Raw genomic sequence first — 23,660 nt, forward strand, 5'->3', positions numbered from 1 at the left:
GAGTAAGGGTCCGGTCGGCGACCGCGTTGGCCTAGGCGACCGCGTTGGTCGCAGTACTGCAGGTCGGTGACATCACCGGCGAGGGGAGGTTACCTCCGGTCGCCCGGGGTGTGCCGGCGGCTTCTTTCGCAAAACTGGGGATTCGAGGACGTTGGTGATCGATAACCGTCAGCTCGTGGCGCGCCCCCGGATATCGGCGAGCTCGGCACGCAGTTCCTCGACCCGTTCGCGGCTGGCCTCGGTCTGGGTGCGTGCGGCGGCGAGGTCGGCACGCGCGGCGGCGAGTTCGTCACGAATGTCGTCTGTGCGGGTCCGCTCGGTCTGAACGGCGGCTCGTGCCTCGCCGAGGTCCGATTCGAGCCGACTGATCGTGGCCGCGGCGGCTGCGGACGCCCGGTCCGCTGCGCCGCGGATCCGGGCGACCTCGTCGCCGAGTTCGGTGGCCTGTGCACGCAGGGATTCGACGAGTTGCTCCTGCTCCGCCAACCTTTCGCGGTAGGAGCTTTCCATCGCGCGCAACTGTTCGGCGTGGTCAGCGCTGGCTTCCGCGAGCTCGGTGGCGGACTGCTGCGCCGCCTGCTCGGCGGCCCGGGCGGCGGCATCGGCGTTGATCCGGTCGTCGACCGCGGTGTCGAGCTGATCGCGGAGTTGTTCGATCTCGGCGGCGGCATCCGCCCGGACCTTGTCCGCGGCGACCTGGGCGCGGCGTAGATGCGCATCGACAGCAGCGGGGTCGCCGAGCAGGTTCACCGACTCGGTGATGCGGTCGGCGACGGCGGACAGCCGTTCGGCCTCCTGCCTCAACAGCGGAAGGGACTGAGCCAGGGTTGCCGAGGCCTCGACCGGATCGGTCGGCGTCTCAGCCGTCTCAGCGGTGGAGCCGGACTTTCCCTTCTGCCGGGCCCGCCAGGCACGGACCCGGTCGGCGTCCGAGGCGTACTCCCGAGGCCTACCCGGCCTGCTCTCGCTCATCTCGACGCCACTCTCCCCGATAGACGGACCCCACTCTGCCATCGTAACATTTCATATCATTTCGTTTCATAACATTACGTAATGGAATCGGGGAGGATCGGGGGGGCTCGGGTCTCAGCCGCTCCGGCGCGTTCTCCGTGGAGGTGTCGACGTGGTGGCGAGTTCTCATCGGAAAGTGGCGACGAGGGATGTCTGCGTGCTGAGACGGCGGTACGGGAGCGGGGTCTGGCGCGTTTCTCATGTAAGTGGTGGCGTGGTGGCGGTATTTGCACCCTGGGTGTGCTGTCGCCGCGTGCCGGTTCCACGGAGGCTGAAGGGCATGAACCCCTACCGGTGACTCACCGATGGTGACCCTGACCGGGTGGAGCACAGAGGAGGCGCACGGGTGGTAGTCGCGGAGAGTTCAGTGGTGCGCCACAGTGCGATCCGGGGGCTCGGGGTGTATCGGCCGGAGCGGGTGGTGTCGAACGAGGAGATCTGCGCGCGGATCGACTCCACGGACGAGTGGATACGAGTCCGATCCGGTATCGGCAGCCGCCGCTTCGCGGGCCCCGGCGAGACGGTGATCGAGATGGCGGTTGCGGCGGGCCGGGGAGCCCTCGCCGCGTCGGGGGTCTCCGGAGACCGGGTCGGGGCGGTGATCGTGGCGACGTCGACGTTCCCGTATCAGACACCTGCGGCCGGCCCGCAGATCGGGCATCGGTTGGGAATCACCGGATGCGCGTTCGACGTGTCCTGCGGGTGCGCCGGCTTCTGTGTCGCATTGGCGCTCGCCTCGGACCTGGTTCGCGCCCAGACCGCCGACTACGTCCTGGTCATCGGGGTCGAGCGCCTGAGTGAGTTCCTCGACCTCACCGATCGGTCCACGGCGTTCATCTTCTCCGACGGCGCCGGCGCCGTGGTGGTTGGCCCCTCGGCAGATCCGGGTATCGGCCCCGTGGAGTGGGGTTCGGACGGCTCTCAGGCATCGGCTCTCGCACAGCAGCCGTCGTGGACGGAGTTCCGCGAAAATCCCACCGGCACAACGCCGACGGTGCGAATGGACGGTCCGGCGGTGTTCCGGTGGGCGGTCTCGGAAATGGAGAAGGTGGCACGGTGCGCGCTCGATCGCGCCGGTGTCCCGCTCGAACGGTTGGACGCGTTCATCCCGCACCAGGCCAATCAGCGGATCACCGAGGCGCTCACCAAGCGGTTGAGGTTGCCCCCGGACGTCGCGGTCGCCCGGGACATCGTCGAGATGGGCAACACCTCTGCGGCATCGGTCCCGCTCGCCATGGACACCCTGCTGCGCACCGGCCAGATCCACCCCGGCGACATCGCGTTGCTGATCGGATTCGGCGCCGGCTTGACCCACGCCGCCCAAGTCGTCACCGTGCCAGGCGAGACTGCTCCGCAGCAACCCGATGACGGACCCCGCCCCTCGTGTCGCCGGTAACAGCCACCGATAGCGGTGAGGGGAAATCGAGTCCGCGCGATGCCCCCCGTCACGATCGGTGTCCTCGCCGGATCGATCATTGCCGCCGTCCGCGCGCATCATCGTCCGGACGCAGCATCGCGCTGACCTGCGACATACCGCTGATGATTCGCCAGAGGTGCGGGAGGCAGGACAGTCAACGCGCCGGGCACCTGATCAACACCGACGCTGCCGCGCCGCCGGATGAGGGAAGCCCGTTCACATCCCGTCCCCCGGGCCGCCAGAGTGAGCCGCCGCAGGAACATCAGCCGTCCATGACGGTCCACTCCCCCACCGGCTGCGCACCTGAGACGAAGTGATGACTTTGTCCCCTGTCTTGGCGGAGTGCAGGCGGATGATGCTGGATCCGTCGGAGGGGGGTGAGGACAGGCGACCATGGATCCTCGCGAGGAGGCGGCGCACATCACCACGGATGGGCCTCTCACCCTTGGGGAGTGCCTGCGCCTTCTGCGGTCGGTTCCGATTGGCCAGCTGGTCTACACCGAGGACGCATTGCCGGCGGTGCGGCCGGTGACCTTCGCCGCCCCGGACGGGGAGATCGTGATCCCGACCGGTGGAAATCCGTGGTTCGAACGCTTCGAGGGCATCGTGGTGGCGTTCGAGGCCGGGTCGTTCGCGTCGCTGACGCGGTCGGGGTGGACGGTTCTCGCGATCGGTCAATCCCGGTTGGTGTCGGGCACGGTCGGCCTGGACGGTTTCGACGACCCCGCATACGCGCCCTGGACGGTTGCTTCCACGGACTATTACCTGGTGATCGATATCGCATCGCTGCAGGGGCAGAGAACGACTTTGCTTCGTCCGGAGGGAGACCAGCGTTGACTGTGCTCCGGTCCGAGCGCGGGTCGCTCAAGGACAGACATCGCCGGGCACCGCAACCGGGTGCGGTGTCAGTCTGATCCACCCGGTGTGAGGCGAACGTGTGATTCCCGCCGTCGAGTTGGAAGTTTCCGGTATAAGCCATGGCCAAAACGATCCCTGGTGACCGCAGAACGGCGCTCAGCCTACTGTTTTGCCTCTTGGAGGCAGTCGGTGACGGCTGACGAAGGCGCACCAAGTCCACGTCCGCAACGTCGCGGCGTGAGAAACGCTGAAAGTAAGCAGCTCGCAATTGGGTAACGCCATCGGGTGACGCCACTGCCAGGCGGTACATTCACGGAATGCCCGAGCACATCATCAAACGCGCCTCATGGTGTGAGCACGAATATAGGCATTGCCCAGAGGGATGCCCTATTGAAGCTGCGGAAAATAGACTCCGCGAAGCGCACCGTCGCTGGCATGAATGTGCCGATTCATATCACAACCCCGATGACTTTCGAGATGGTTTAAATTCCGCTATCCAGGCCCTTCGAAATGTCACATTCGCACTTCAATCCGCAAAATCGCGAATCAAAGATTTTGAGGGATGGTACTTAAAAGAACAAGAACAAATGAGGACGGATCCAGTCCTGCGTTGGAGCCTCAACGCGAGGAACACGATTGTTAAACAGGGCGATCTGAAAACGTTGTCTCGATTCAAGGTGACCCTGATTCCTTCCTATGAGGCGGAAGCAGCCGCGGTTGCTGTAGAGCAGATTACCTGGGAAAAGCTTCTTGACTCCAGCCCCACTTCTGATGCCCAAACCCCGGTGGATGTACCCGTCGAACTGACAATCCAGAAGGTACTGGAAGAACTCCACGAGTTGGATCTCCCGATGAGTGTTCGCCAGAACGCTAGCGTGCTTTTCGAGCACCGATGGGTAGACGAGAAGATGCCGGAATACGAACTCCTCTCCCTCTTGGCGCACTCGTATGGGCGTCTAAACTCCGTACTTTCAAGATGTCACGCTCTCATGGAGATGAGAACTGTTCGGTTGTCGCGAGCAACTGGGGGCGAAGGGTCTGAGTGGAAACGCGAAGAGCTTGACGTCTTGCCACTGGATGGACGGTTGCCGTGCATGGCGTCCACGCGAGATCACCGAATCACCCGAGTTCGGTTATCGGATGGTAGTGAGGTGAAGGAGTATCGAAACTGGAAAACAGAATATGATCCGGAAATCGCTGAAATGGTCCATGAAACTGGCGTATATGGGGTCCTCCCCGAGGCTCCACAAGCGATGGAAGAGCTCCAAAGTAGCGAGCAACTTAACAAGTTGGTCGCGTACTACGCTGAATTAGCACGAGCAATTCTCCAGTCTGGACAGGATCATGGCTGGTTCAGCTTTTACTTCCGTAAGGGATTCCGCGTGGACGCACAAACCCATGTGGCCCTCGACAGTCAGGGCAAGCATGCGATATCTGCGGCAATATCGCGAACGGCTTTGGAAGTTGACGCAGATGCCGTCGTGATGGTCGGTGAAGCGTGGATGGCACCTTTCCAGCAGACGCCTGATGGCGCACACGTACCTCCCTTGTTAAGTCCGGCGCGAAACGAGGGGGTGATGATTGACGCCGTTGCGAAGTCAGGTGCCTGCGCTGGTGGGTACCTACCTTTTCGTGTCCTCCAAGGGGAGCCCCCGCACCGTGAAGTCGAGATCGACGAGTTCGTCACCCTGTCCGCCTCATCCGGTCTTTTGTTGCCCACTCGCTTGGCGTGGGGACTGGGGGGTAACGCGTTGACTGGCGAATCATTTTGGCGTGCACAAAGTCCGCAACCGAGACGGAGTTAGACCTACTTCCGATTTGGCGCGGGTCGCCACGGTGCCGAACGGCTGTGGTGCCCGGGCCTCGCGATGGATGACGCCATGAGCCCTGATTCGGGGTGTGCAGCGGGTCGTGTGTGCCGAGAAGAAAGTGATCGGTGAGTGGTTCACCGAGAATGGCCAGGCCGCCGCGGTGCACGGTCAGCCCGGCAATCGACGCGACCAGCACCACGGTCCTGTCGAACACGACGAGGACGATCGACGAGGCGGCGACGTGATCGGCCCGCAGTTTCCACACCCCACGTCCGCGCTCCCACAACTCCTGCGGCGGAAGCTCGGGGGCGTACCCGACGTGGGTGCGGCCCAGGGGGTCGTCGGGGTCGGCTGGGGCGGAGTCGCCGAGCCTGACCCGGACCGCGGTGATGCGCGGTGCGGGCTGCTTCGGACGAAAGCCTCTCAGCTCGGATGAGGCCCCGTTCTCCCGGTCCCGGGGAAGGTGGGTTAACGGGGGATAGTGCCTGTCGGCGAGGTGGACCGGGGGCAGCTCCCCGGTCGCGGTGAAGCGTTGTTGCTCGCAGAACTGCAGGCGCCGCTCGATATCGTCGTCCAGGGATGTATCTCGGATGTCGAAGCCGAGCTTCGTCAGCGCCCACCCGATCTCGCTGTCGTGCCAGCCGGGAAGATACGTGGACCGGAAGTGGCCGGCATCGTCCGGCACCGCCCTGTGCATCTCCTCCCGGCAGGCCGGTGGCAGCGCGTCGAGGATCCGCAGCATGCACGCGCCGAGCAGGTGTGAGGTCGAACAGCTCAGCGTAGGGCGGTGCTCGACGGCCGCGAGGGCGACGTACACGCTGACCATCCGCACGAAGTACGCCTCCACCAGCGGAAAGATCTTTTCCCACCACGGGGCGGTGTCGGCGGCTGTGGCGCGGAACAGGGCGTAGTGGGCACTGGTGTCGAGGAGGTGGACCGCGGCGGCCGCGGACTCGTCGAGCCTGTCGAGGATCAGGCGTGCGTGCTCGGTGACCTCGCATTTGCGGCACGGGTCGGCGAGCACCCGGAAGGTCGATTCGGAGGGCTGGAACCGCCGATGGCCGCAACTGTAGACAAGACAGCCCGGGGCGACGCAGTACAGGCAGGCGTGCAGGTCCCCGTTCTTCCACGCGGCGGGTGATCGGCGTTGCAGCGGGGTTTCCCGCCACTCGTGCCCGGCGGGGCAGCGCCACCACAGCATCTCGTGGGACGAGTTCGTGGTGGAGTCGAGATCGACCCCGGTGTTGCGGGTCGGATGTAGCTGGCGGAACAGTTCTGGGTGTTTGTCTTTGAAACGCACACGCCCCCCTCGAGACTCGCTCTTCGGTAACAGCACTTCTCGGGCATCACCGGCACCCGCCTCACTTCTGATCGCGTGCCCGGGGCGTTTACGTCAGCAAGCCCATGAACCCGCTGACGAACGCTCCCACGCCGCCGAGAAGCACCGTGCCTTCAGGGCGCACGGTCATCCGGCCGACCACCCGGACGAGAGGGACCCGACCACGGCGACGCCCGCGCCCAGCAGCATCAGAACGCCGGCGACCGGGCCGAGGAACTTCGAGGACACGTCGATCTCGGCAGCGGTATCCCCGCCTCGGCAGGGGCGGCTTCCCGGGCGTCGCCGTACCGGGCGAGGAAGTTCGTCATGACTGCGCACGGTAGATCAGATTCCGAGGACGCACGTGCGGCTGTAAGGGTCGTGACCAGCAGCGATGCCCGCGCGGGCATCGCTGAGCCTAACAACACCGCCGAACCTCGGGCGTGTCGCCGCAGGTCCTGCGGAGTGTCGCCGACGCACTCCCCTCTCCTGGCCGCGGATGTTTTCCGTGACCTCCGGTACCGCAGGCGCGGGAAGCCGGTCAGTACTGTCATGTGGTCCGTATCGAAGACCTCGAGGGGTGAAAGCTGTGGCACGCAAGGTTGTAGTGGAGCTGGTCGACGACATCGACGGCACCGTTTTCGGTGAGGACGGCGAGAGCATCAGCTATGCGGTCGACGGGGTGGAGTACGTGATCGACCTGAAGGACGAGCATGCCAGGGAGCTCCGCGAGATCTTCGACTACTACATCGCCTATTCGACCCGGGTCGGCGGCCGTAACCATCGCGTGGACCGGTCGGCCACCTCTCCTGCTGCGAAGCGGCCGCGGGGTGAGGCCACGAAGATCCGCGCCTGGGCGATCGAGCAGGGCTACGAGCTGTCCGCCCGCGGCCGCATCCCCGCCGAGGTCGAGCAGGCCTTCCGCGACGCCCACTGACCACCCTCGGGGGCCCGCACCTGGTCCGTGCCCGCGCGGGGATCACCTGCCGCGCGCGGAATATCCCCGGATGGTCTTTCGTTGAGGGAGCTGACGGTGGCGCGCATACCCCGGGTACCACACCAGAAAAGTCGCTGCGAGCGACCACTTGCCGAGAGGCGATATGGCGTCACTGTCACCCCGAACCGGGTCAGACCTTCATTGCGAAGCGTGCTCGGGAAGGGATGAGGAGCCGCTGACATCGGGGAAGGTGTCGGCGGCTTTCCTTCGGTGACGCCACTCGAACTGGCAGGTGATGGTAGCGACACGCGGATGCCGCCCGCCGTCGTTGATGCGTAGTCCCGGCATAGAAGACCAGTCGGCCAGCCCGTGAACCATCGTTGTATCGACCGGTGGGTGAATGCAGCGTGCTGATGGGGCACCGCCGCCGCCCGGTGTGGTTCGGGCAGCGTCGCGGCCGCTCGGAGCGGGTGTGGCAGACTTTTCGGTGTCCGCCGAGCCCGCGCGGCAGCCATGGATGTCGATGGCTCAGATGCGCTGGGCCGGGGAGGTATCGCAATGTGTGAACTCGACGCGGTCGTCGAGACCGGTGCTCCGCAGCGGGTGGGCAGTTTCCGGTTCTTCCTCGACGGGCACCGCTGGGAATGGTCCGACACCGTCGCCGTCATGCACGGCTACACCCCCGGCGAGGTCACCCCGACCACCGAACTGCTGCTCTCGCACAAACATCCGGACGACAAGATGGCGGTCACCGCGCTCCTCGAGCGCACCACCCGGGACGGTGAGCCGTTCAGCAGCAAACACCGCATCCTCGACACCAGTGGCCGCGTCCGTCACATCGTCGTCGTCGGCGACCGGATGCTGGGCGAGCACGGTCAGGTGATCGGCACGTCCGGGTTTTACATCGACGTCACCGCGGCCGTCGAGCAGGATGTGCAGGAGTCGGTGGACGGGGTGGTCGCCGAACTGGAGAAGTCCCGGGCGGTGATCGAGCAGGCCAAGGGCATGCTGATGTTCGCCTACGGCATCTGCGCCGACCGCGCCTTCGACGTCCTGACCTGGCATTCGCAGCAGACCAACACCAAACTCCGCGTCGTCGCCGAACGTCTGGTCGCCGCCGTGGCGACCGCCGCGTTGCTGCCCGATCAGGTGCGGGCCCGGTTCGACCACCTGCTGCTCACCACCCATCGCACCCCCCGGTAGCGGTCGGTTCTGCATGCAGGTGCGAACCGACCACCCCGATCCCACTGCCGGTCAGAGGTGTTTCGCGAGAAGGGGTGTGTGGGGCGAGGACACGCCCGCCGAGATTCGGATCCGACCGGGTCCCAGCCGGGGCGTGGACATCTCGGCAACTCGTGTGAGCCGGGTGATCTCGTCGCGCCCCTCCTCCGGTGCCGTGGGGCACCCCACTCGATCGCTGCCGGTCGAGGCCGACGGCCCCACGGACGACCAGCGGTGACGAACACCCCTGCGAGAGTGACACAATCGATCCATGTCCGCGCGTTACCACGTCTGCTACCGACAACACAAAGCTCTCGTCGAATTCGGCGTGTACACGGACCGGGACGAGGCGTTCCGGGTCTGCGCCGGGATACGCGGGCAGGGGTACGACGCAGGGGTATACGAGAGCGCCGGAGGGCAACTCGAGCAGATCGACCTCCCGCCGGCAGTCCCCGGCGCGGACTCACTCCCTGGGCCCTGCCCGGCACCCGATGCTTCCGTGGACTCGACGGAGAGCCAGCCGTGAGGGTCTGGGGACGGCGCCGACCATGCGCACTGAGCCCGACGACTGTCCGCGTCCCGTCGAATCGGCGACTCGGGTCGACGACCACCGGTGGAGGGTGTGGGCGCGTGTAGGTGGCACGCCGGCAGGGCACTCGCCAGTGACAGGCCGAGGTTCTTCTCGCGGCTGCAGTTCGACAAGCAGCGACCCCACGAGAACGGTGGGCCCAGGGGACGCGCGGCGGTGACGACAACAGGACAGGGGTGGTGGTGGACGAGGATCGGCGCAGTGCGCTGTGGCGGGCGGTCGCGGACGCCGCCGGCACCCCCGGACAGGGAACCTGGGGGCGGTCGGTGTGCCGCAACTGTGTGGACATCCTGGACGGAATCGACGCGGCGACAGTGACATTGCGCGCGACCGCGTCCGCCCAGGACATGCTCGGGGCCAGCGCCGAATGGGCGGGCCTGCTCGAGGACCAGCAGTACACCCTCGGCGAAGGACCCGGGATACAGGCCTTCACCCAGGGCACCCCGGTGCTGGTCGACGACCTTCCGGCCGCGGATTCCCGGTGGCCGATCTTCGCCGAAGCGGCGCAGGCGGCGGGGGCGGCGGCGATGTTCGCGTTTCCGCTGCAACTCGGCGCCATCGCACTGGGCACCCTGGATCTGTATCGGCGCACCCCGGGGGCACTGCCGGCGGGCACCGTCGCCGAGGCCGCCACCCTCGCCGACCTGATCGCCCTGGCGCTGCTGGCACGGGCGGACCGGGCCGAGGCCACCGGGCAGGACTGGCTCCGCCGCACCGGTTCCTACCACGACGTGCACATCGCCACCGGCATCCTGGCCGCCCGCCACAGCATCAGTCTGGCCGACGCCTTCGTCCGGCTGCGCGCCCACGCCTTCGGACGCGGCGCGTCGGTCCTCGACAGTGCCCGCGACGTCATCGCTCGTCGCATCGACGTCACCGAACCGGGTGAGTGAGAACATGGATACGAAGGAAGGTGATCGCATGCCCGAGAACACATCGGCAACGCCGTCACCGTTGATCGACGCCGTCTCGGAGATCACCGGTGCGCTCGTGGACGGGCACACCGACATCGGCGCGGTGCTCTACCGCATCACCGAGATCAGCGCCGACCTGTTGTCGGCGGCCGCGGCCGGAATCATGATCGTCGACCCCCGCGGGGGCCTGGCGGTGGTGGCGGCCTCGGACGAGCGGGCCCGCCTGGTGGAGCTGCTGCAGTCCCAGAGCGAGAGCGGACCCTGCGCCGACGCCATCCGCACCTCCGAGGTGATCGCCGTCCCCGATCTGGCGACCGGCGACGCCGACCGGTGGCCCGAATTCCGCACCGTGGCAACCGAGATCGGCTACCGGGCCATCCTCGCGGTGCCGATGATCCTCGACCGGCACACGGTCGGCGGGCTCAACATCCTGTTCACCGAACCCACCACGTTCGACCCGGAACAGCACCGGCGGGCCGGTGTGCTCGCGGATCTGGCGGTGCTGGAGTTGACGCAGGAGCGCGGCGAGCATCGCGCCGGCCGGTTGTCGGAGCGGACACTGGCCCTGCTCAACGACCGTGTGCACGTGGGCCAGGCCACCGGGATCGTCGCCGGCACCCTCGACATCACCCCCGGGCAGGCGCGGGCGATGATCGACGACCATGCCCGGCTTGCAGGGGTTCCGCTGCGGGCGCTGGTCCGGTCGATCACCGACGGAGCGATCCACCCCACCGAACTACGCGGAGCCGAGACACCCGCTCAGGGCGCGGACTGACACCTCGCCGGGCGGCGCCCGCCATGGACCACATACCCCTCCTGCTGCTCACCGGGTGGGAACATCCGGTGGGTCGAGCAGATCGAGCCGCAGGACATAGTCGAGCCATATCAGGGTGTCGGTGAGCAGTTCCGCGCGCCGGTACGGGTCGGGATGTGCGGTGGCGGCGGCGAGTTGCCGCCGCCCCTCGAAGGTGTACTCGGCCAAGAACGCCGCCACGATCGAGAGCACCCACCGTCCCGACGCCGGCAACGCGTCCAGGTCGATGGTGCTGCCGTCCTGCCCTCGCACCTCCAGAACATCTCGCCCGGCCCGACCCCGCCGAGACGCGCGAGCACCACCTCGACGATCGACGCAACGACCCATTCCAGCACGGTCGCGTACGACGGCGACGTGTCGCCCTCGCCGTGGCTGGGCCGGCTGCACAACCAGGAGATTTCCCGGGAGAGGTGGTCGATGTCGCGGTCGGAGGCAAGTCGCAGCAACCTCCCACCCACCGTGGCCGTGGCGTCGTCGGCGGCGTGGGGGCCCATAGCCGCCCGAGTTCCCCGCGACCGTGCACAGCACACCGCAGGCGCGATTGCAGAGCCGGTGACCGGGTACGACGAGCGGTGGCACGAAGGGGGCAGGCATCACCGAGGGCCCACCGTGCAGATGGTCGCGCGACTGCATACTCGATGGGCGCGGCGGGTACTCGCGTCCTACCGGTGCAGCCCGGATACTGGTGCCCCCGCGCTGCAGCCGGACCCTCTCCGTGAACCGCACCCACTCGGTTCCCGGAAGGGGCCGCCCCGCCGCGCGCGACCGGCAACTCGTCGTCCCCCACGCCTCGCGCGCGACCCGGTCGCGGAACCCGCTTCCGCTCACTTGACGCTTCACCGAAAGCGAACACCACGCTCACGGATCGGCGACGATCTTCTTACTGGTGGGCGGCGTGCTCGTTCTCGACCGTCTTCAACGCGACTTCGTTGAGCGGCAAGTTCGCACGCTGCGACTGCGCGGTCAGCCGGGCGAACGCCTGATCGGCGTCGATGCCGTGGCGTTCCATCAGCATCCCCTTGGCCTGACCGATCACATCCCGCGATGCCAGCGCATCCCGGAACTGCTGCTCACGCAGGGTGGCGATCAACGCGATCGCCGCATGCGTCGCCAGGGTTCCCCCCACACTGATCGAGGCGTCGTCGAACGCGCCGACCCGGCTGGCGTGCAGATTCAACGCGCCCATCGTGTTCTCGGTGGTGTAGAGCCGGAACGCCAGCATCGACCGCGCCCCGGCCGCCGCGGCCGCCGGGGCGAACCGCGGCCACCGCGATTCGGCGCTCATGTCCGGCACCAGCACGGTTTCGTGTTCCCAGATCGCCTGCAGACACGGGCCGTCCCGGAGCCGGTGCTGCAGGTCGTCGATGGTGTGCGGCAGCGGCGAGGTCGCCGCCCGCGACTCGAACCGCCGCCCCTTCCGCACCAGGGTGATCCCGGCGTGTTCGGCGCCGGGCACCACCTCCACCGCCGCCCGGGTGATCACCTCCAGGGTGCCCTGGATGCTGGCGTGCTCGGCCCGCAGCTCACGGGCGATCTGCTCGAGTTCGTCCCTCAGCCGCCTCTCGAACGTCCCACTCTCCGCACCACCGCGGGCGGACCCGTCCATACCCCTATCGTCGCACTACCGGATCAGGATTCAAGCCCTGAACACCGCAGAACACCGCTACTCCGAGCCCTCGGAAGGGTGATCCTCCGGGCAACGTCCGGTTCGGGGGAATCGTCCTACGCCGACGTCGAGCACCCCACCGGGAACTCCCCCGGACCGCACGCGAATCGTCATCGGGGCTCCGCGAGTACCGGCGTCCGATCCGGGAGGGTGCTGTTTCCGCTACTGCACATAGGCCCCATGTGACCGGCCGTAGGGCGATATTCGAAACCTGCAGTATTGCGGGGTCTTCGGATCCGGCTCGTCATCGTGCTGGGGACCTGTGACGTCTCATGCGTGATCCGGGCAGAAGAGATCGGGCGTGATGGTCCATCCGGCGCCGGCGAGCCAGTGTCGAACCGGCCCGGCCAGCTCACCGGTCTCGGCCAGCTCAGCGAAACGGCCGGCGAGGATGGGCCCGTCGCCACACACGGCGCACGCAACGTCGAACGCTGGTTGTCCGGGTTCGCAATGACGGCAGTGCTGTCGACTGATCACCGTCTCGCGCTGCTCCGGGTCGGGGTGGAGCCACAGCACGGCGAGGTCCGCGCGCTGGTGCGCTGCCTCGGCGCGTGTGGTGGGCTCGTGCCCGCAGGTCGGGCACGTACGCGGCGTCAGCACCGGCGCAGGCGGATCGGCGGCCACGACGGTCTCCTGCGTGACCGGGGCGATGTCCACGCGCCGTGTGTTCAGATGCCCATACACGGTGGTGCGCGGCACCTTCAGCATGCCGGCGATCTGCGCGACGGTGTGCTCCCCCGCGTCGTACAGGCGTTGCGCGAGGGCGATCTGAGCGGAGCTGAGCTTCGACGGTCGGCCGCCCTTCCGGCCGCGGGCCCGCGCCGCGGCCAGGCCGTCACGGGTGTTCGCGACGATGAGCTCGCGCTGGAATTCTGCCAGGACCGACAGCATCCCGAACATGGCGCGGCCCTCGGCGGTGGCGGTGTCGATGCCCTGCTCGAGCACCTGCAGGGCCCATCCCCCGCTCACGCAGGTCGGCGCCGAGGGTGATCAGGTGCAGCATCGACCGCCCCAGCCGGTCCAGCCGGGTGATCACCAAAATGTCCCCGTCGCGGAGCAGCTGCAGCACCAGGTCCAGCTGCGGCCGTGACGCCTTCGCCCCGCCCGCGTGGTCGACGTGGATGTCCGCGGCGGCCACCCCTGCGCGACGCAGCGCGTCGACCTGATGGTCGGGATTCTGGTCTGCGCTGGAGACACGGGCGTAGCCGATCAACATGTGTCGAAAATACCCTTAGATGAGGGTTTCCGACATTCCGCGTGTCATTGGCAGGCCGAGAACAGGGGCAATATTCTCCGTCGGAACCGCACGTGGGAGCCCCCGTCAGGGGGATCTGAGATGTTCGGCTGGCGGGGGCCACTGCACCGGTGACTTCGCCTGAGGGGGATGCGAAGGATCGGTGCCAGTCCAGGAAGGTCGCGATGCAGGTCGTCGAGGCGGTTGTCGGTGACGTCGAGCGCGAGAGCCAGGCGGCGGTGGCGAGTTCGCAGGCGAGGCGTCCCATCTGGATGAGAAAGGTGCTGCGTCCGGCCGTGGGCTACCGGGTGGGGGTGGCGTCGGCGTACGCTCTCGGCGATGTGTTCGGCGAGACCGCCCATCCGGCTCAGGTCCGACACCAGGAACACACCGGTGACGACCTGCCGCAGGTCCCGGGCGACGGGTGCCTGCAACGCCAGCAGGGCCATCGCCTGGTCCTCACACGGCCCTCGCACGGCACCGATCCGCTCGGTGACGGCGAAGACCTTCTCCGCGGCGGTCAGATCGGCAGCGCCGAAGGCGTCGGTGGCCGTGGTGATGGCGTCACCGGCCAGCCGGCGCATCGTGGTGAGCTGGTCGAAGAGGGTGTCGAGCTGGTCGTGAAACTTCGTCCGCATCTGCTCACCATCACCCATGAGCACGGGGGTGGTACCTCTGCGGGTGGGACGGGATCAGCGACGGCACGCGAGCCGGCAGCGGAACCCGGACCCGCACACCGACTTCGACCCTCGTTCGGGACCGTAGTGTGGTGCGCAGGTCAGGAGCGTGGTTCGGGGCCGAGTGCGACCAGTTTCTCGGCCACCACCGTCAGCGATGTGTTGCTGTCCTGGGAGAGTGTGGCGAGCATCTCGAACGCGCGGACCGCGTCCACGGCGAAGCGTTCCATGATCATGCCCTTGGCCTGACCGATGATGTCGCGGGAGGCGAGGGCGGACCGGAATTGTTCGTGGTGGCGTGCGGCGCTCAGGGCCATCGCGGCGTGGGCGGCGAGGGCTTCGGCGATCGCCTCGTCCTCGACGCCGAATCCGTGCGGGGTGAATGAGAAGAGGTTGAGTGCGCCCATGCTGTCGCGTTGGGTGTAGAGCTGGAACGACATGCTGCTGTGCACGCCGGCGTCGACGGCGGCGCGGGCGAAGTTCGGCCACCGTGGTTCGGTGCGGAAGTCGTCGGAGCGGACCACCATGGCGTTGAGTGCGGCCTCCACGCAGGGGCCTTCGCCGAGCTTTTCCTGGACAGCGTCGAGTTGTTCGGGCAGTTCCGACGTGCCCGCGTGCGAGGCGAAGGTTTTCTTCGATTTGACGACGAGGATGCCGGCGCTGTCGGCGCCGGACACCGAGGCGACGGCGGCGGCCGTCACCCCGCGCAGGGTGCGATCGAGGTCGTGGGGGACGACTCGCGGGCGAGTTGCGCCATCTGGCGGGTCAGGTCCTCCGGATCGGCAGGTTCACTCACAGTCGCCACTTCCTTTCCCGTGGGCGGTGTACCCACGGGCCGAAAGGACAACCCACGATGATCAGGTACGGGGATCGTCCGTTCACCGAGCCCGGCGGTCTCCTATTGTCGCCGCGCCGGGGTGCACGTGAATGACAGCTGTAGCCGCGGCCGGAGGTGTTCGCCCGGGCCGTCCCCGGGTTCGGGTACTACCGCCTCGGGGTCTTGCCGGTGGGCTTCTGCCTGGTCGTGGTCGGCGCGGTGTGCGGTGTGCGGTGTCGCGGAGCTGGGCGTAGGCGGTCAGGATGTGTTGGAGGTGCTCGTCCGCCGCCGGGTCGGCCCGATGGGGGTGCGGGTGGGGTGGCGGCGGCGCAGCAGCCGCCGGTAGGCGCTGGCGATGTCGGCCTGGGATGCCGACGGGGACAGGCCCAGCACCCGGTAGGGATCGCGTTCGGTGGCCATCACCTCGCCTCATTCGGGGGACACGAGAACCGGTGGTTCCGGGCTCGGGATGCCGGAACCACCAGGGCGGGGCGGGCCCGGCCCGCACCAGGGGGACCCGCCCCCGCTGGTCGGCTGTACGGCCCGCCGGCAGGCGTCGCGCGCCATCGTCGGACTCGTGCAATCCCGGCGGCGCATGCGATCTCGATACGGAGGTCGGGTTCGGAAGGGCGCGAAGGACTTCCGATCAGGTCAGTTAAGACACTCGCGCGACGGAGTCCTCAATTCCATCCGCGGTATCCTCCGGTCGCGTTCTCACGCCGTCGCCGGCGCTGGGTTCACTGGGGGTGGGCACTGCCCGCCCGGACGGCCGACGAGACTGCGGGTGCCAGTCACTGGCGCTGCGCCCCGGTCGAATCCGCTCCCGAACGCATGCTCGGATTCTCGGTCGGCGCCCTCACTTTTCGTCTCGGGGATCGGCGGCGGGCGGATGTGCCCCCGGGGGTCCGCCGCGCCGCACCGCGAAACAGTGACAGGTGAGGGAGGCGGCGGCGGAACCCCGTCCGTTGGTTCCTTCTCTGGTTTCTCACTCCTTTCGCCATCTCAGACGGTGCTCGGCCTTTCCGGTGTCGGTGGTGAGCGCTGGGTGGCGCGGATCTCGGGCAGCGGCGGGGCGAGCGCCGTCCACCACACCGGAGCGGGAGGAGACGAACGCGGCGGTCCGGCCGGTGCGGTGGCCACCCGGCGGAGCAGGACCACGGCCTGCGGCGTGAGCGCGTCGGCGAGGATGCGGTCCGAATCAGCTACGAGCAGTGCGTAGTCCAGCTCGTGCCACGGCCACACCGTCTCGCGTTCGGCGGGCTCCCCTGGGTCGGTGGCGTTCACCTCGGCGACCATATGTGTCGATGTCATCGTCTGTTCACCCCCTCCCACACCGTCGACCTCGGTCAGGTGCAGCCGGTCGTGTCATCCAGTCGGGTCAGGCGGTGACGGCCTTCTGTTCGGAACGACCGTTGCTGCTGATTTCGATCTTGCGGGGCTTGGCCCGCTCCGCGATCGGGATCGTCACCCGCAGCACCCCGGCCTCGTAGTTCGCCTCGATCTTGTCGACGTCGAGGTTCTCCCCCAGGAACAGCTGCCGGCTGAACACCCCGCGCGGGCGTTCGGCGGCGACCATCTCCCGGTTCTCGTTCAGTGCGGCCCGTTCGGCGTGCACCGTCAGGGTGTTCTTCTCGACGTCCAGATCCAGCGAGTCGGCGTCGACTCCGGGCAGATCGAACTCCACCACCAATCGGTCCTCTTCCCGCCAGGCGTCCATCGGCATCACCGCCGGACGGGCCGCGGTACCGAGGATCTGCTGGGTGAGTCGGTCCAGATCGCGGAACGGATCCGTGCGCATCAACATCATGTCCACCTACCTCCAGAATCCTTTCATCCCATCAGGTAAACTTCCTACAGATGCTGTAGATTCGTTATAGCATCTGCCGTAGACTATGGCAAGAGAATGTGCGAGAAAAATCCCGATCGGAGCGACAAGATGCCGGAAGACTCCGATCGTCGGGATTCCGAATCGCCATCGGTGCGTGGAGTTTACGGAATTTCTGTGGCTGCCGAGCTGTCCGGTTTCGGGGTCGCGGCGCTGCGCCTGTACGAGGACTACGGACTGATCACCCCCGGCCGCACCGGCGGCGGCACCCGCCGCTACAGCGACTTCGACCTGGCCCGGCTGCGGCGCATCGCCGAACTCATCGACGCCGGAGTCAACCTCGTCGGCATCGGCCGGGTTCTCGACCTCGAGACCCGTACCGGCGAACTCGAACGCGACAACCTCCGCCTGGAAGCGGACAACGCGCAACTGCGCGCCGAACAGGACCCCACCGCCGCCCCCGCACCCGTCCGCGAACCCGCCGAGCAGGCGGCACCGGCACCGGAGACCACCCGACGCGGGCGGCGCCGGCGCCCGGCAGCCCGCGGCTGAACCGGATCGGGGGACGCCCCCGCCCCGAAACGACCCGACGGCGACCCCCGCTGAAGTGAAACCGGCATCTGAAAGACGGCAGCCGCGAACGGTCGGCCGGGTCGCAACCGAGTGCACCCACCACCTCGTGGCCCGGTTCCTCGAAAACCGGACTCGGAGGGGCTGTCGAGGAACAGCGTGAGCGCGTGAGAGATGACCGGGACGGGGAGTCATGTGCGGTGGAGGCGCTCAACCATGAGCTGTTGCCCGAACCGACCCCACTGCCCGACGACGATGCAGCCACGAGGGGCGGGCGATTGACGGGCGGTGTTCGGCAGCAGGCGGTGTCGCGCATCGGCGAGCTGTCCCCACCGCCCCCACACCCATGCGGCCGACGAGCGCCGCTGCCCCGGTGCGGCTACGCCGACCCGGATATGCGGAAGCGCCCTAAGCGCCGCGCCGGTGGACCACGGTCGGGACCGGAAAACGGTCCGGAGACCGGCATTCGAGGTGTAGCAGATCGGCGATCACCTCATCGGTTCGATCCGCAATGCACTCAGGTTGCGGCTGCCGGCCGAGCCCGAGCCCGCAGATGATCAGGACTCGATCGGGGCACTGTCCCTCGATGCCCAACGACCACCCGAAGTGCCGGTTCCAGGCGAGAAGGATGCGGCGCCCGCCGTAGTACCGGAACTGCTTCGACACCACGATCACCGCATCGAAGCTGACCTCGTCCCATCGGCGGATCGTCTCGGCGTTCACTGCCCGCGCGACCGCGAACACATATGCGCTGCTGTCCGGATCGTTGCCGGCGCCGACGCCGACGCTCATCGTGAACACCTCCGTCGCGGAACACGTACCCCGCGGTGACGTCGAAAGTACCCCTCGGTGCTGGTCAAGTCCGAATCGACCGGTTCCGTGACGGCGTGTGCCTCGGTGGGGATGGGTACCCGGTGGTCGTCCTCGGGTCTGCTACTGCCGCGCTGCGTACCTCCGGGCATACAGGACAAATCGTGCCGCGAGAGGTGCTCGCCGCTCCGAGGGGGTTGCGCGGTGCACCGGACCGTGTGTACCTCCCGTGAGGGCCCTGATCTCCTGAAGCTGTCATAAAGTGCAAAGTGGACCCGAAAGTGCTGGTCACGTGGCGTCTGGGGGTCCGGTAGTGGCCAGGCAGGGTGGCCGGGGACCGGATGGCTGCGTGTTGCCAGCGGCGTGTGGCTACTCTCGGCGCCGTGGGGTGGACAGTGTTTCTGTGGCTGGTGCACGGCGGCCAGTCCGGGTTTGACGTAGCGCTGCACTTTGCACTTCCTGACAGCTTCAGGATTCCGGGGCCGGATCGGGATGCAACCAGTCCACAGCGAGGTCGGCGCGCTGGTGCGCGGCCTCCAGGACGGAGGCACGCACAGGGATGTTGTCGGTTTCCTGTGTCCACCGGCCCGCACCCGGTGGCGGTCACGACGGGGTACCAGGAATCCGAGCGAACCGCAGCGAGCTGAAGCGACCCTTCTTATATAGATAGGTCAAGAAAACTATCGACTTGTATTGACAAGTTGGTGTTGTGTGGATCACAGTATCGACATGGGAAATCCACACACCTACGACGTGGTCGTGGTCGGAGCCGGCATCGTCGGACTCGCCCACGCCTACCATGCTCTGAACCGCGGCCTCTCGGTCGCCGTCGTCGATCACGCGGACCGGGTCTCCGGCGCGTCCGTCCAGAATTTCGGGCACGCCTGCATCACCGCCCAGTCCGGGGTCGCCTACGACTACGCCCGAGCCGGGCGGCGGCACTGGCTCGACCTGTCCAGAAAGGCGGGGTTCTGGTCCGCCGAATCGGGCACCTTCTGCGTCGCCCGCCACGACGACGAGTTGGCGGTGATGCGGGAGTTCGCCGACCTGCGCGGCCCCAGCCAGGTCGAGATATTGTCCCGGGAGCAGACCCTTGCCCGGCTACCCATCGCACCCGGCGGCGTCACCGGTGGGATGTACCTTCCCACGGACCTGCAAGTCGATCCCCGGCAGGCCGCCCCCTCGATTGCCCGCTGGCTGGAGTCGTGCGGGGTCGACTTCTTCTGGCGCACTGCGGCATCCGGCTTCGAGCCCGGGGTGGTGCACACGACGCGGGGTGATCTGCGCGCCGGCACCACGTTCGTCACCGTCAACTACGACATCGACCGGCTCTTCCCCGAACCCGCCAGTCGCGACGGCCTGCTGCGGTGCCGGCTGCACATGCTCCGGGCGGTACTCCCCCCGTCGTCCACCCTGCCGGCGCCGTTGTTCACCGGGTGGTCGCTGCTGCGGTACTCCGGCTTCGAGGGACTCGCCGGCACGGCGGCGGTGGCGCACCGATTGCAGCAGGAATATCCCGAGTACGTCGATCTCGACCTGCACCAGATGTACACCCCCCAGCCCGACGGCTCGATCCTGATCGGCGACACCCACGTCCGCGAAGTCTCCACCTCCCCGTTCCAGTCGGAGGCCGGATTCGATGCCCTCCTCGAGCGGGCACGGGACCTGTTCGGGGTCAGCAACATCGAGGTCATCGAACGGTGGCAGGGGGTGTACTGCTCGGCCCCCGAGTCCGAATTCCTCCTCGAGGAGCCGATGGACGGAGTCCACGTCGTCACCGTCACCACGGGAATCGGCATGACCACCAGCATGGGCCTGGCCGAGGCCAGCGTCGAGCGCGCGTTCGCATCCGATGGAGCCGCGGTCCCGGCATGAAATCACCTGTTAAACAACACAACTCATCACATAACCCCGAGAGGACTGTACCGATGACTACACGCACAACCGACGCCGCAGCACCGACCAAGCCGGAGGTGACCCTCGTCGTCTTCGACATGGCCGGCACCACGGTCGAAGACAGCGGGCTGGTGGAACGCTCCTTCCAGGCCGCCGACCGGTACGCGGGGCTGTCGAAGACCCCCGAGGACCAGGCGCGGATGATGCAGTACGTGTCCGACACCATGGGCCAGTCCAAGATCGTGGTGTTCCGCCACCTCAGCGGCGGACACGAGGAGCAGGCCCAGGCCGCGAACAAGGAGTTCGAGCGGTGCTACGCCGAACTGGTCGAGGACGGCAACTGCTCCGCCATCCCCGGCGCGGTCGACGTCATCACCCGGCTCCGCGAGCGTGGCATCAAGACCGCGCTGACCACAGGTTTCGCGCACACGACGCAGACGGCGATCATCACCGCCCTGGGATGGGAGGACCTCGCGGACGTCGTCCTCTGCCCGGACGGCGGGCTCCGGGGACGCCCGCATCCGGACATGCCGCTGGCCGCCCTGATGCGCACCGGCACCGAATCGGTGCAGTCCATGGTCGTTCTCGGGGATACCGCCTCGGACGTGACCAGCGGGCTGAGGGCCGGTGCCCGCGCCTCGATCGGTGTGCTCACCGGGGCCCACGACGCCGCGCAGCTCTCCGCCGCCGGCGCCACTCACATCCTCGACAGCGTGGCGGACCTTCCCCGCCTGCTGCTGTCGATGCGTTCCTGATCTGCCAGGTACTTCCCCTCCCCTTGACGACGACCGTGCCGCCGGCACCCAGCCCGTCCCGACGGCACGGTCCTCGTCCCTCCGATGGCCCCACCTGCGCCAGCGGACCCCGCACCCGCCATCCCTCGATGGCCGCCCGTCCCATCACGGGCACCACCCGATCCGGCGGCAACCTGCCACCTACCGCCCCTGATCGGTTCCCTCTCGGCAGGTCATACACGCGTGCACCGGCCTCGTCCGGGCCGGTTCACCTTCACCTCGAGGTGCACATCATGACGCCAACACTCGTGACCCCACAAGAGACCGTCCCCCTCTATCGGCGCTGGCGCATTCAGATCTTCGCCATCACCTGGATCGCTTACGCCGGTTTCTATTTCAGCCGCCAGGCGTTCTCCGTCGCCAAACTCGGCATCCTCGAAGACCCCCTGGTCAACACCACGCTGACCAAGGGCGCCCTCGCGAATCTGGATGCGGTATATCTCGCCGCCTACGCCTGCGGGCAATTCGCCTGGGGCTCGGTCTCGGACCGGTACGGCCCGCGGGTCGTACTGCTCGGCGGCCTGGCCATCTCGGCGATCGCCACCATGTTCATGGGCCTCGCCCCGACCCTGCTCTTCCTCCTTCCGCTGATGATCGTCCAGGGCCTCGCCCAGTCCACCGGGTGGTCGGGGACGCTGAACAACATGGCCCAGTTCTTCTCCATCGGAGAACGTGGCCGCATCCTCGGCATCTGGAGCACCAACTACGCCTTCGGGGGCCTCGTCGCCGCTCCGGTGCTCGGCTGGGTCGCGTACAGCGTGTTCGGGAACTGGCGGTCCGCGTTCTTCACCGGATCACTCACCGTGCTGATCGTGTTCCTGCTCGTGTTCTTCCTGCAGCGGAACCGTCCCGAGGATGTCGGGCTGCCCCCGATCGAGGAATATCACGCGCAGGATGCCGCGCAGCTCGTCGACGAGAAGTCCTCCTCCGAGGCCATCGCCGAACCCGCACGATCGGTACGACAAACCTTCCTGACCGTGATCCAGGACCGGATGGTCGTGACGTTGGGCGCCGCCTACTTCCTCCTCAAGCCGGCCCGCTACGCGATCCTGCTGTGGGGTCCGGTAATCGTCGCCGAACGGCTGCACAACACCGGCCACCTCCAGGCGGTCGTCATCCCGATCGCCTTCGGCGTCGCCGGGGTCATCGCCCCGGTGGTGATCGGCCGCATCTCCGACAAATTGTTCCACGCCCGGCGCATCCCGGCGTGTGTGCTGAGCCTGGCCGCGCTGGTCACGATCCTGGCCCTGTTCACTCCCCTGACCGGCACCGGAAAGGCGTGGGTCATGGTCGCGGTCCTCGCCGTCATCGGCCTGACCATCTACAGCGCCGACGCGATGATCTCCTGCGTGTCGGCGGTCGACTTCGGTACCTCCAAGCACGCCGGCGCCGCCAGCGGCATCATCAACGGCTGCGGTTCGGTCGGGGCGATCCTCGGCGGCCTGCTCCCCGGCTACCTCACGACGTCGACACTGTTCTACGGATTCGCGGTCGCCGCATTCCTCGCGATGCTCCTGCTGCTGCCGCACTGGAACCGGATGCCCGCCGCCGAGTGACACCCGAACGCCATCGGATCGCCGAGGCCACCGCCTCGGCGATCCTGACCGTCGAGTCACACCTCAGGTTCGGACCGTGTCCTCGGCAGCGGGATCCCACTCCGCCACATCCACATCCACCGTGCGGGGATCGATCGTGCGAGCATTGACGATGCTGAACGCCACCAGGTCCGGACGATACCGATCGTCCGCATACTCGAACGGGACACCGTGCTCGTCGAACGACGTCCGACGCTCACGCAGCAACGGAGCGCCCTCGTCGATGCCGAGGTTCTCGGCATCGCCACGATCGGCGGCGACGGCATCGAGCACGTGCCGCATCGACTCGAATCGCACCCCCCGCGACGCCAGAAAATCTGTGATCGACCCGGAATCGGTATCGAACTCGAACAACAGAGAGCCGGCCGCATCGGTGAAGTTGCTGCGCTCGACCATCGTCGGCTCGCCGTCCAGCAGCCGAACCCGGAGTACCTCGACCACGAAATCGTCCCCGGTCAGATTCAGCGCGGCCGCCGCCGCACCGGTCGCCCGGCGCCGGGACACCTCGACGGTCCTGCTCCCCGCCGCACGGCCCGTCCGGCGCGCCCACTGCGAAAACGGGGTGAACGTATCGAGCGTCTGCATGACATCCCCGCTGCGCACAATTGCCGGCTTACCCCGGCTGAGCTCGATCAGGCCCTCGTTCTTCAGTGTCCCCAACGCCTGCCGCACCGGCCCCCTCGACACCCCGAACCGGACACCCAACGCGCTCTCGCTGGGCAACGAATCCCCCACCGCGAACTCCCGACGCAAGATCTGGGCCCGCAGCTCCCCCGCGACGTACTCGTGACGAGAGGGAACCACCACAGCAAATCCCTCCCCTCCGCCGCACGGGCACCCGCCCGACCCGTGCCCCAGAGTGTATCGACACGCTCAGCGCCCGTGC

General features: G+C 67.4%; 23 protein-coding genes. 10 read left to right on the plus strand and 13 right to left on the minus strand.

Annotated features, from left to right (window positions below; genetic code table 11):
• Positions 1–168 precede the first annotated feature (168 nt).
• A complete protein-coding gene (locus ACFTWF_RS23440; protein WP_378463561.1) occupies positions 169–972 on the minus strand; it encodes a hypothetical protein in 804 nt (267 codons plus the stop codon).
• 406 nt (positions 973–1,378) lie between these two features.
• On the opposite strand from ACFTWF_RS23440, the gene ACFTWF_RS23445 reads away from it, so the two are divergent.
• Both ACFTWF_RS23445 and ACFTWF_RS23450 read left to right on the plus strand, forming a co-directional pair.
• Positions 1,379–2,407 carry a beta-ketoacyl-ACP synthase III gene (locus ACFTWF_RS23445; RefSeq protein WP_378463562.1) on the plus strand — a complete coding sequence of 343 codons (1,029 nt, stop codon included), beginning with the start codon at positions 1,379–1,381 and terminating at the stop codon, positions 2,405–2,407.
• A gap of 414 nt (positions 2,408–2,821) precedes the next feature.
• A complete protein-coding gene (locus tag ACFTWF_RS23450; protein ID WP_378463563.1) occupies positions 2,822–3,265 on the plus strand; it encodes a pyridoxamine 5'-phosphate oxidase family protein in 444 nt (147 codons plus the stop codon).
• A gap of 1,704 nt (positions 3,266–4,969) precedes the next feature.
• Here the strand turns inward: ACFTWF_RS23450 and ACFTWF_RS23455 are convergent.
• Positions 4,970–6,397, minus strand: coding sequence for a zinc-ribbon domain-containing protein (locus tag ACFTWF_RS23455; protein WP_378463564.1), 1,428 nt, complete (start codon positions 6,395–6,397; stop codon positions 4,970–4,972).
• Positions 6,398–7,004: 607 nt separating this feature from the next.
• Between ACFTWF_RS23455 and ACFTWF_RS23460 the strand changes: the two genes are divergently transcribed.
• The 4 genes from ACFTWF_RS23460 to ACFTWF_RS23475 all read left to right on the plus strand — a co-directional run bounded on the left by ACFTWF_RS23460 (position 7,005) and on the right by ACFTWF_RS23475 (position 10,851).
• The gene (locus ACFTWF_RS23460; RefSeq protein WP_378463565.1) at positions 7,005–7,352 is read left to right on the plus strand and encodes an Lsr2 family protein; all 348 of its coding nucleotides are present in this window, start codon (positions 7,005–7,007) and stop codon (positions 7,350–7,352) included.
• A gap of 558 nt (positions 7,353–7,910) precedes the next feature.
• Positions 7,911–8,555, plus strand: coding sequence for a PAS and ANTAR domain-containing protein (locus ACFTWF_RS23465; RefSeq protein WP_378463566.1), 645 nt, complete (start codon positions 7,911–7,913; stop codon positions 8,553–8,555).
• Between the two features lie 786 nt (positions 8,556–9,341).
• Positions 9,342–10,055: an ANTAR domain-containing protein gene (locus ACFTWF_RS23470; RefSeq protein ID WP_378463567.1), complete on the plus strand. Its 714-nt coding sequence runs from the start codon at positions 9,342–9,344 to the stop codon at positions 10,053–10,055.
• 28 nt (positions 10,056–10,083) lie between these two features.
• Positions 10,084–10,851, plus strand: a complete 768-nt coding sequence (locus ACFTWF_RS23475; protein ID WP_378463568.1) for a GAF domain-containing protein — start codon at positions 10,084–10,086, stop codon at positions 10,849–10,851.
• 48 nt (positions 10,852–10,899) lie between these two features.
• Here ACFTWF_RS23475 and ACFTWF_RS23480 read toward each other — a convergent pair whose 3' ends face one another.
• The 9 genes from ACFTWF_RS23480 to ACFTWF_RS23520 all read right to left on the minus strand — a co-directional run bounded on the left by ACFTWF_RS23480 (position 10,900) and on the right by ACFTWF_RS23520 (position 17,088).
• Positions 10,900–11,142, minus strand: coding sequence for a hypothetical protein (locus ACFTWF_RS23480; RefSeq protein WP_378463569.1), 243 nt, complete (start codon positions 11,140–11,142; stop codon positions 10,900–10,902).
• Between the two features lie 628 nt (positions 11,143–11,770).
• A complete protein-coding gene (locus ACFTWF_RS23485; RefSeq protein WP_378463570.1) occupies positions 11,771–12,496 on the minus strand; it encodes a GAF and ANTAR domain-containing protein in 726 nt (241 codons plus the stop codon).
• Positions 12,497–12,826: 330 nt separating this feature from the next.
• Positions 12,827–13,501 carry a recombinase family protein gene (locus ACFTWF_RS23490; RefSeq protein WP_378463571.1) on the minus strand — a complete coding sequence of 225 codons (675 nt, stop codon included), beginning with the start codon at positions 13,499–13,501 and terminating at the stop codon, positions 12,827–12,829.
• Positions 13,392–13,772 carry a recombinase family protein gene (locus tag ACFTWF_RS23495; protein WP_378463572.1) on the minus strand — a complete coding sequence of 127 codons (381 nt, stop codon included), beginning with the start codon at positions 13,770–13,772 and terminating at the stop codon, positions 13,392–13,394. Before ACFTWF_RS23495 ends, ACFTWF_RS23490 begins: the two co-directional genes overlap by 110 nt.
• A 44-nt stretch (positions 13,773–13,816) precedes the next feature.
• Complete coding sequence (locus ACFTWF_RS23500; protein ID WP_378463612.1) at positions 13,817–14,428, minus strand: phosphate uptake regulator PhoU; 612 nt, start codon at positions 14,426–14,428, stop codon at positions 13,817–13,819.
• Between the two features lie 140 nt (positions 14,429–14,568).
• Positions 14,569–15,168 (minus strand): GAF and ANTAR domain-containing protein, encoded by a 600-nt coding sequence (locus ACFTWF_RS23505; protein ID WP_378463573.1) that lies wholly within the window; start codon positions 15,166–15,168, stop codon positions 14,569–14,571.
• Between the two features lie 374 nt (positions 15,169–15,542).
• Complete coding sequence (locus ACFTWF_RS23510; protein ID WP_378463574.1) at positions 15,543–15,704, minus strand: DnaJ domain-containing protein; 162 nt, start codon at positions 15,702–15,704, stop codon at positions 15,543–15,545.
• Positions 15,705–16,286: 582 nt separating this feature from the next.
• Positions 16,287–16,595: a hypothetical protein gene (locus ACFTWF_RS23515; protein WP_378463575.1), complete on the minus strand. Its 309-nt coding sequence runs from the start codon at positions 16,593–16,595 to the stop codon at positions 16,287–16,289.
• A gap of 67 nt (positions 16,596–16,662) precedes the next feature.
• Entirely contained in the window at positions 16,663–17,088 is a 426-nt protein-coding gene (locus tag ACFTWF_RS23520; protein WP_378463613.1) for an Hsp20/alpha crystallin family protein, read from the minus strand.
• Positions 17,089–17,220: 132 nt separating this feature from the next.
• On the opposite strand from ACFTWF_RS23520, the gene ACFTWF_RS23525 reads away from it, so the two are divergent.
• The gene (locus tag ACFTWF_RS23525; protein ID WP_378463576.1) at positions 17,221–17,661 is read left to right on the plus strand and encodes a MerR family transcriptional regulator; all 441 of its coding nucleotides are present in this window, start codon (positions 17,221–17,223) and stop codon (positions 17,659–17,661) included.
• A gap of 426 nt (positions 17,662–18,087) precedes the next feature.
• Here the strand turns inward: ACFTWF_RS23525 and ACFTWF_RS23530 are convergent, their stop codons facing one another.
• Positions 18,088–18,471 carry a DUF6292 family protein gene (locus tag ACFTWF_RS23530; protein ID WP_378463577.1) on the minus strand — a complete coding sequence of 128 codons (384 nt, stop codon included), beginning with the start codon at positions 18,469–18,471 and terminating at the stop codon, positions 18,088–18,090.
• A 747-nt stretch (positions 18,472–19,218) separates the two neighbouring features.
• On the opposite strand from ACFTWF_RS23530, the gene ACFTWF_RS23535 reads away from it, so the two are divergent.
• From ACFTWF_RS23535 to ACFTWF_RS23545, 3 genes are all read left to right on the plus strand, one after another.
• Positions 19,219–20,364: a TIGR03364 family FAD-dependent oxidoreductase gene (locus ACFTWF_RS23535; RefSeq protein WP_378463578.1), complete on the plus strand. Its 1,146-nt coding sequence runs from the start codon at positions 19,219–19,221 to the stop codon at positions 20,362–20,364.
• A 53-nt stretch (positions 20,365–20,417) separates the two neighbouring features.
• Positions 20,418–21,140, plus strand: coding sequence for a phosphonatase-like hydrolase (locus ACFTWF_RS23540; protein ID WP_378463579.1), 723 nt, complete (start codon positions 20,418–20,420; stop codon positions 21,138–21,140).
• Between the two features lie 272 nt (positions 21,141–21,412).
• Positions 21,413–22,735, plus strand: coding sequence for an MFS transporter (locus ACFTWF_RS23545; protein WP_378463580.1), 1,323 nt, complete (start codon positions 21,413–21,415; stop codon positions 22,733–22,735).
• Positions 22,736–22,798: 63 nt separating this feature from the next.
• Here ACFTWF_RS23545 and ACFTWF_RS23550 read toward each other — a convergent pair whose 3' ends face one another.
• A complete protein-coding gene (locus ACFTWF_RS23550; RefSeq protein ID WP_378463614.1) occupies positions 22,799–23,578 on the minus strand; it encodes a GntR family transcriptional regulator in 780 nt (259 codons plus the stop codon).
• Positions 23,579–23,660 lie beyond the last annotated feature (82 nt).

The sequence above is a fragment of the Rhodococcus sp. NPDC056960 genome (assembly GCF_042674125.1).
In the GTDB taxonomy this organism is placed as follows: domain Bacteria; phylum Actinomycetota; class Actinomycetes; order Mycobacteriales; family Mycobacteriaceae; genus Rhodococcus_F.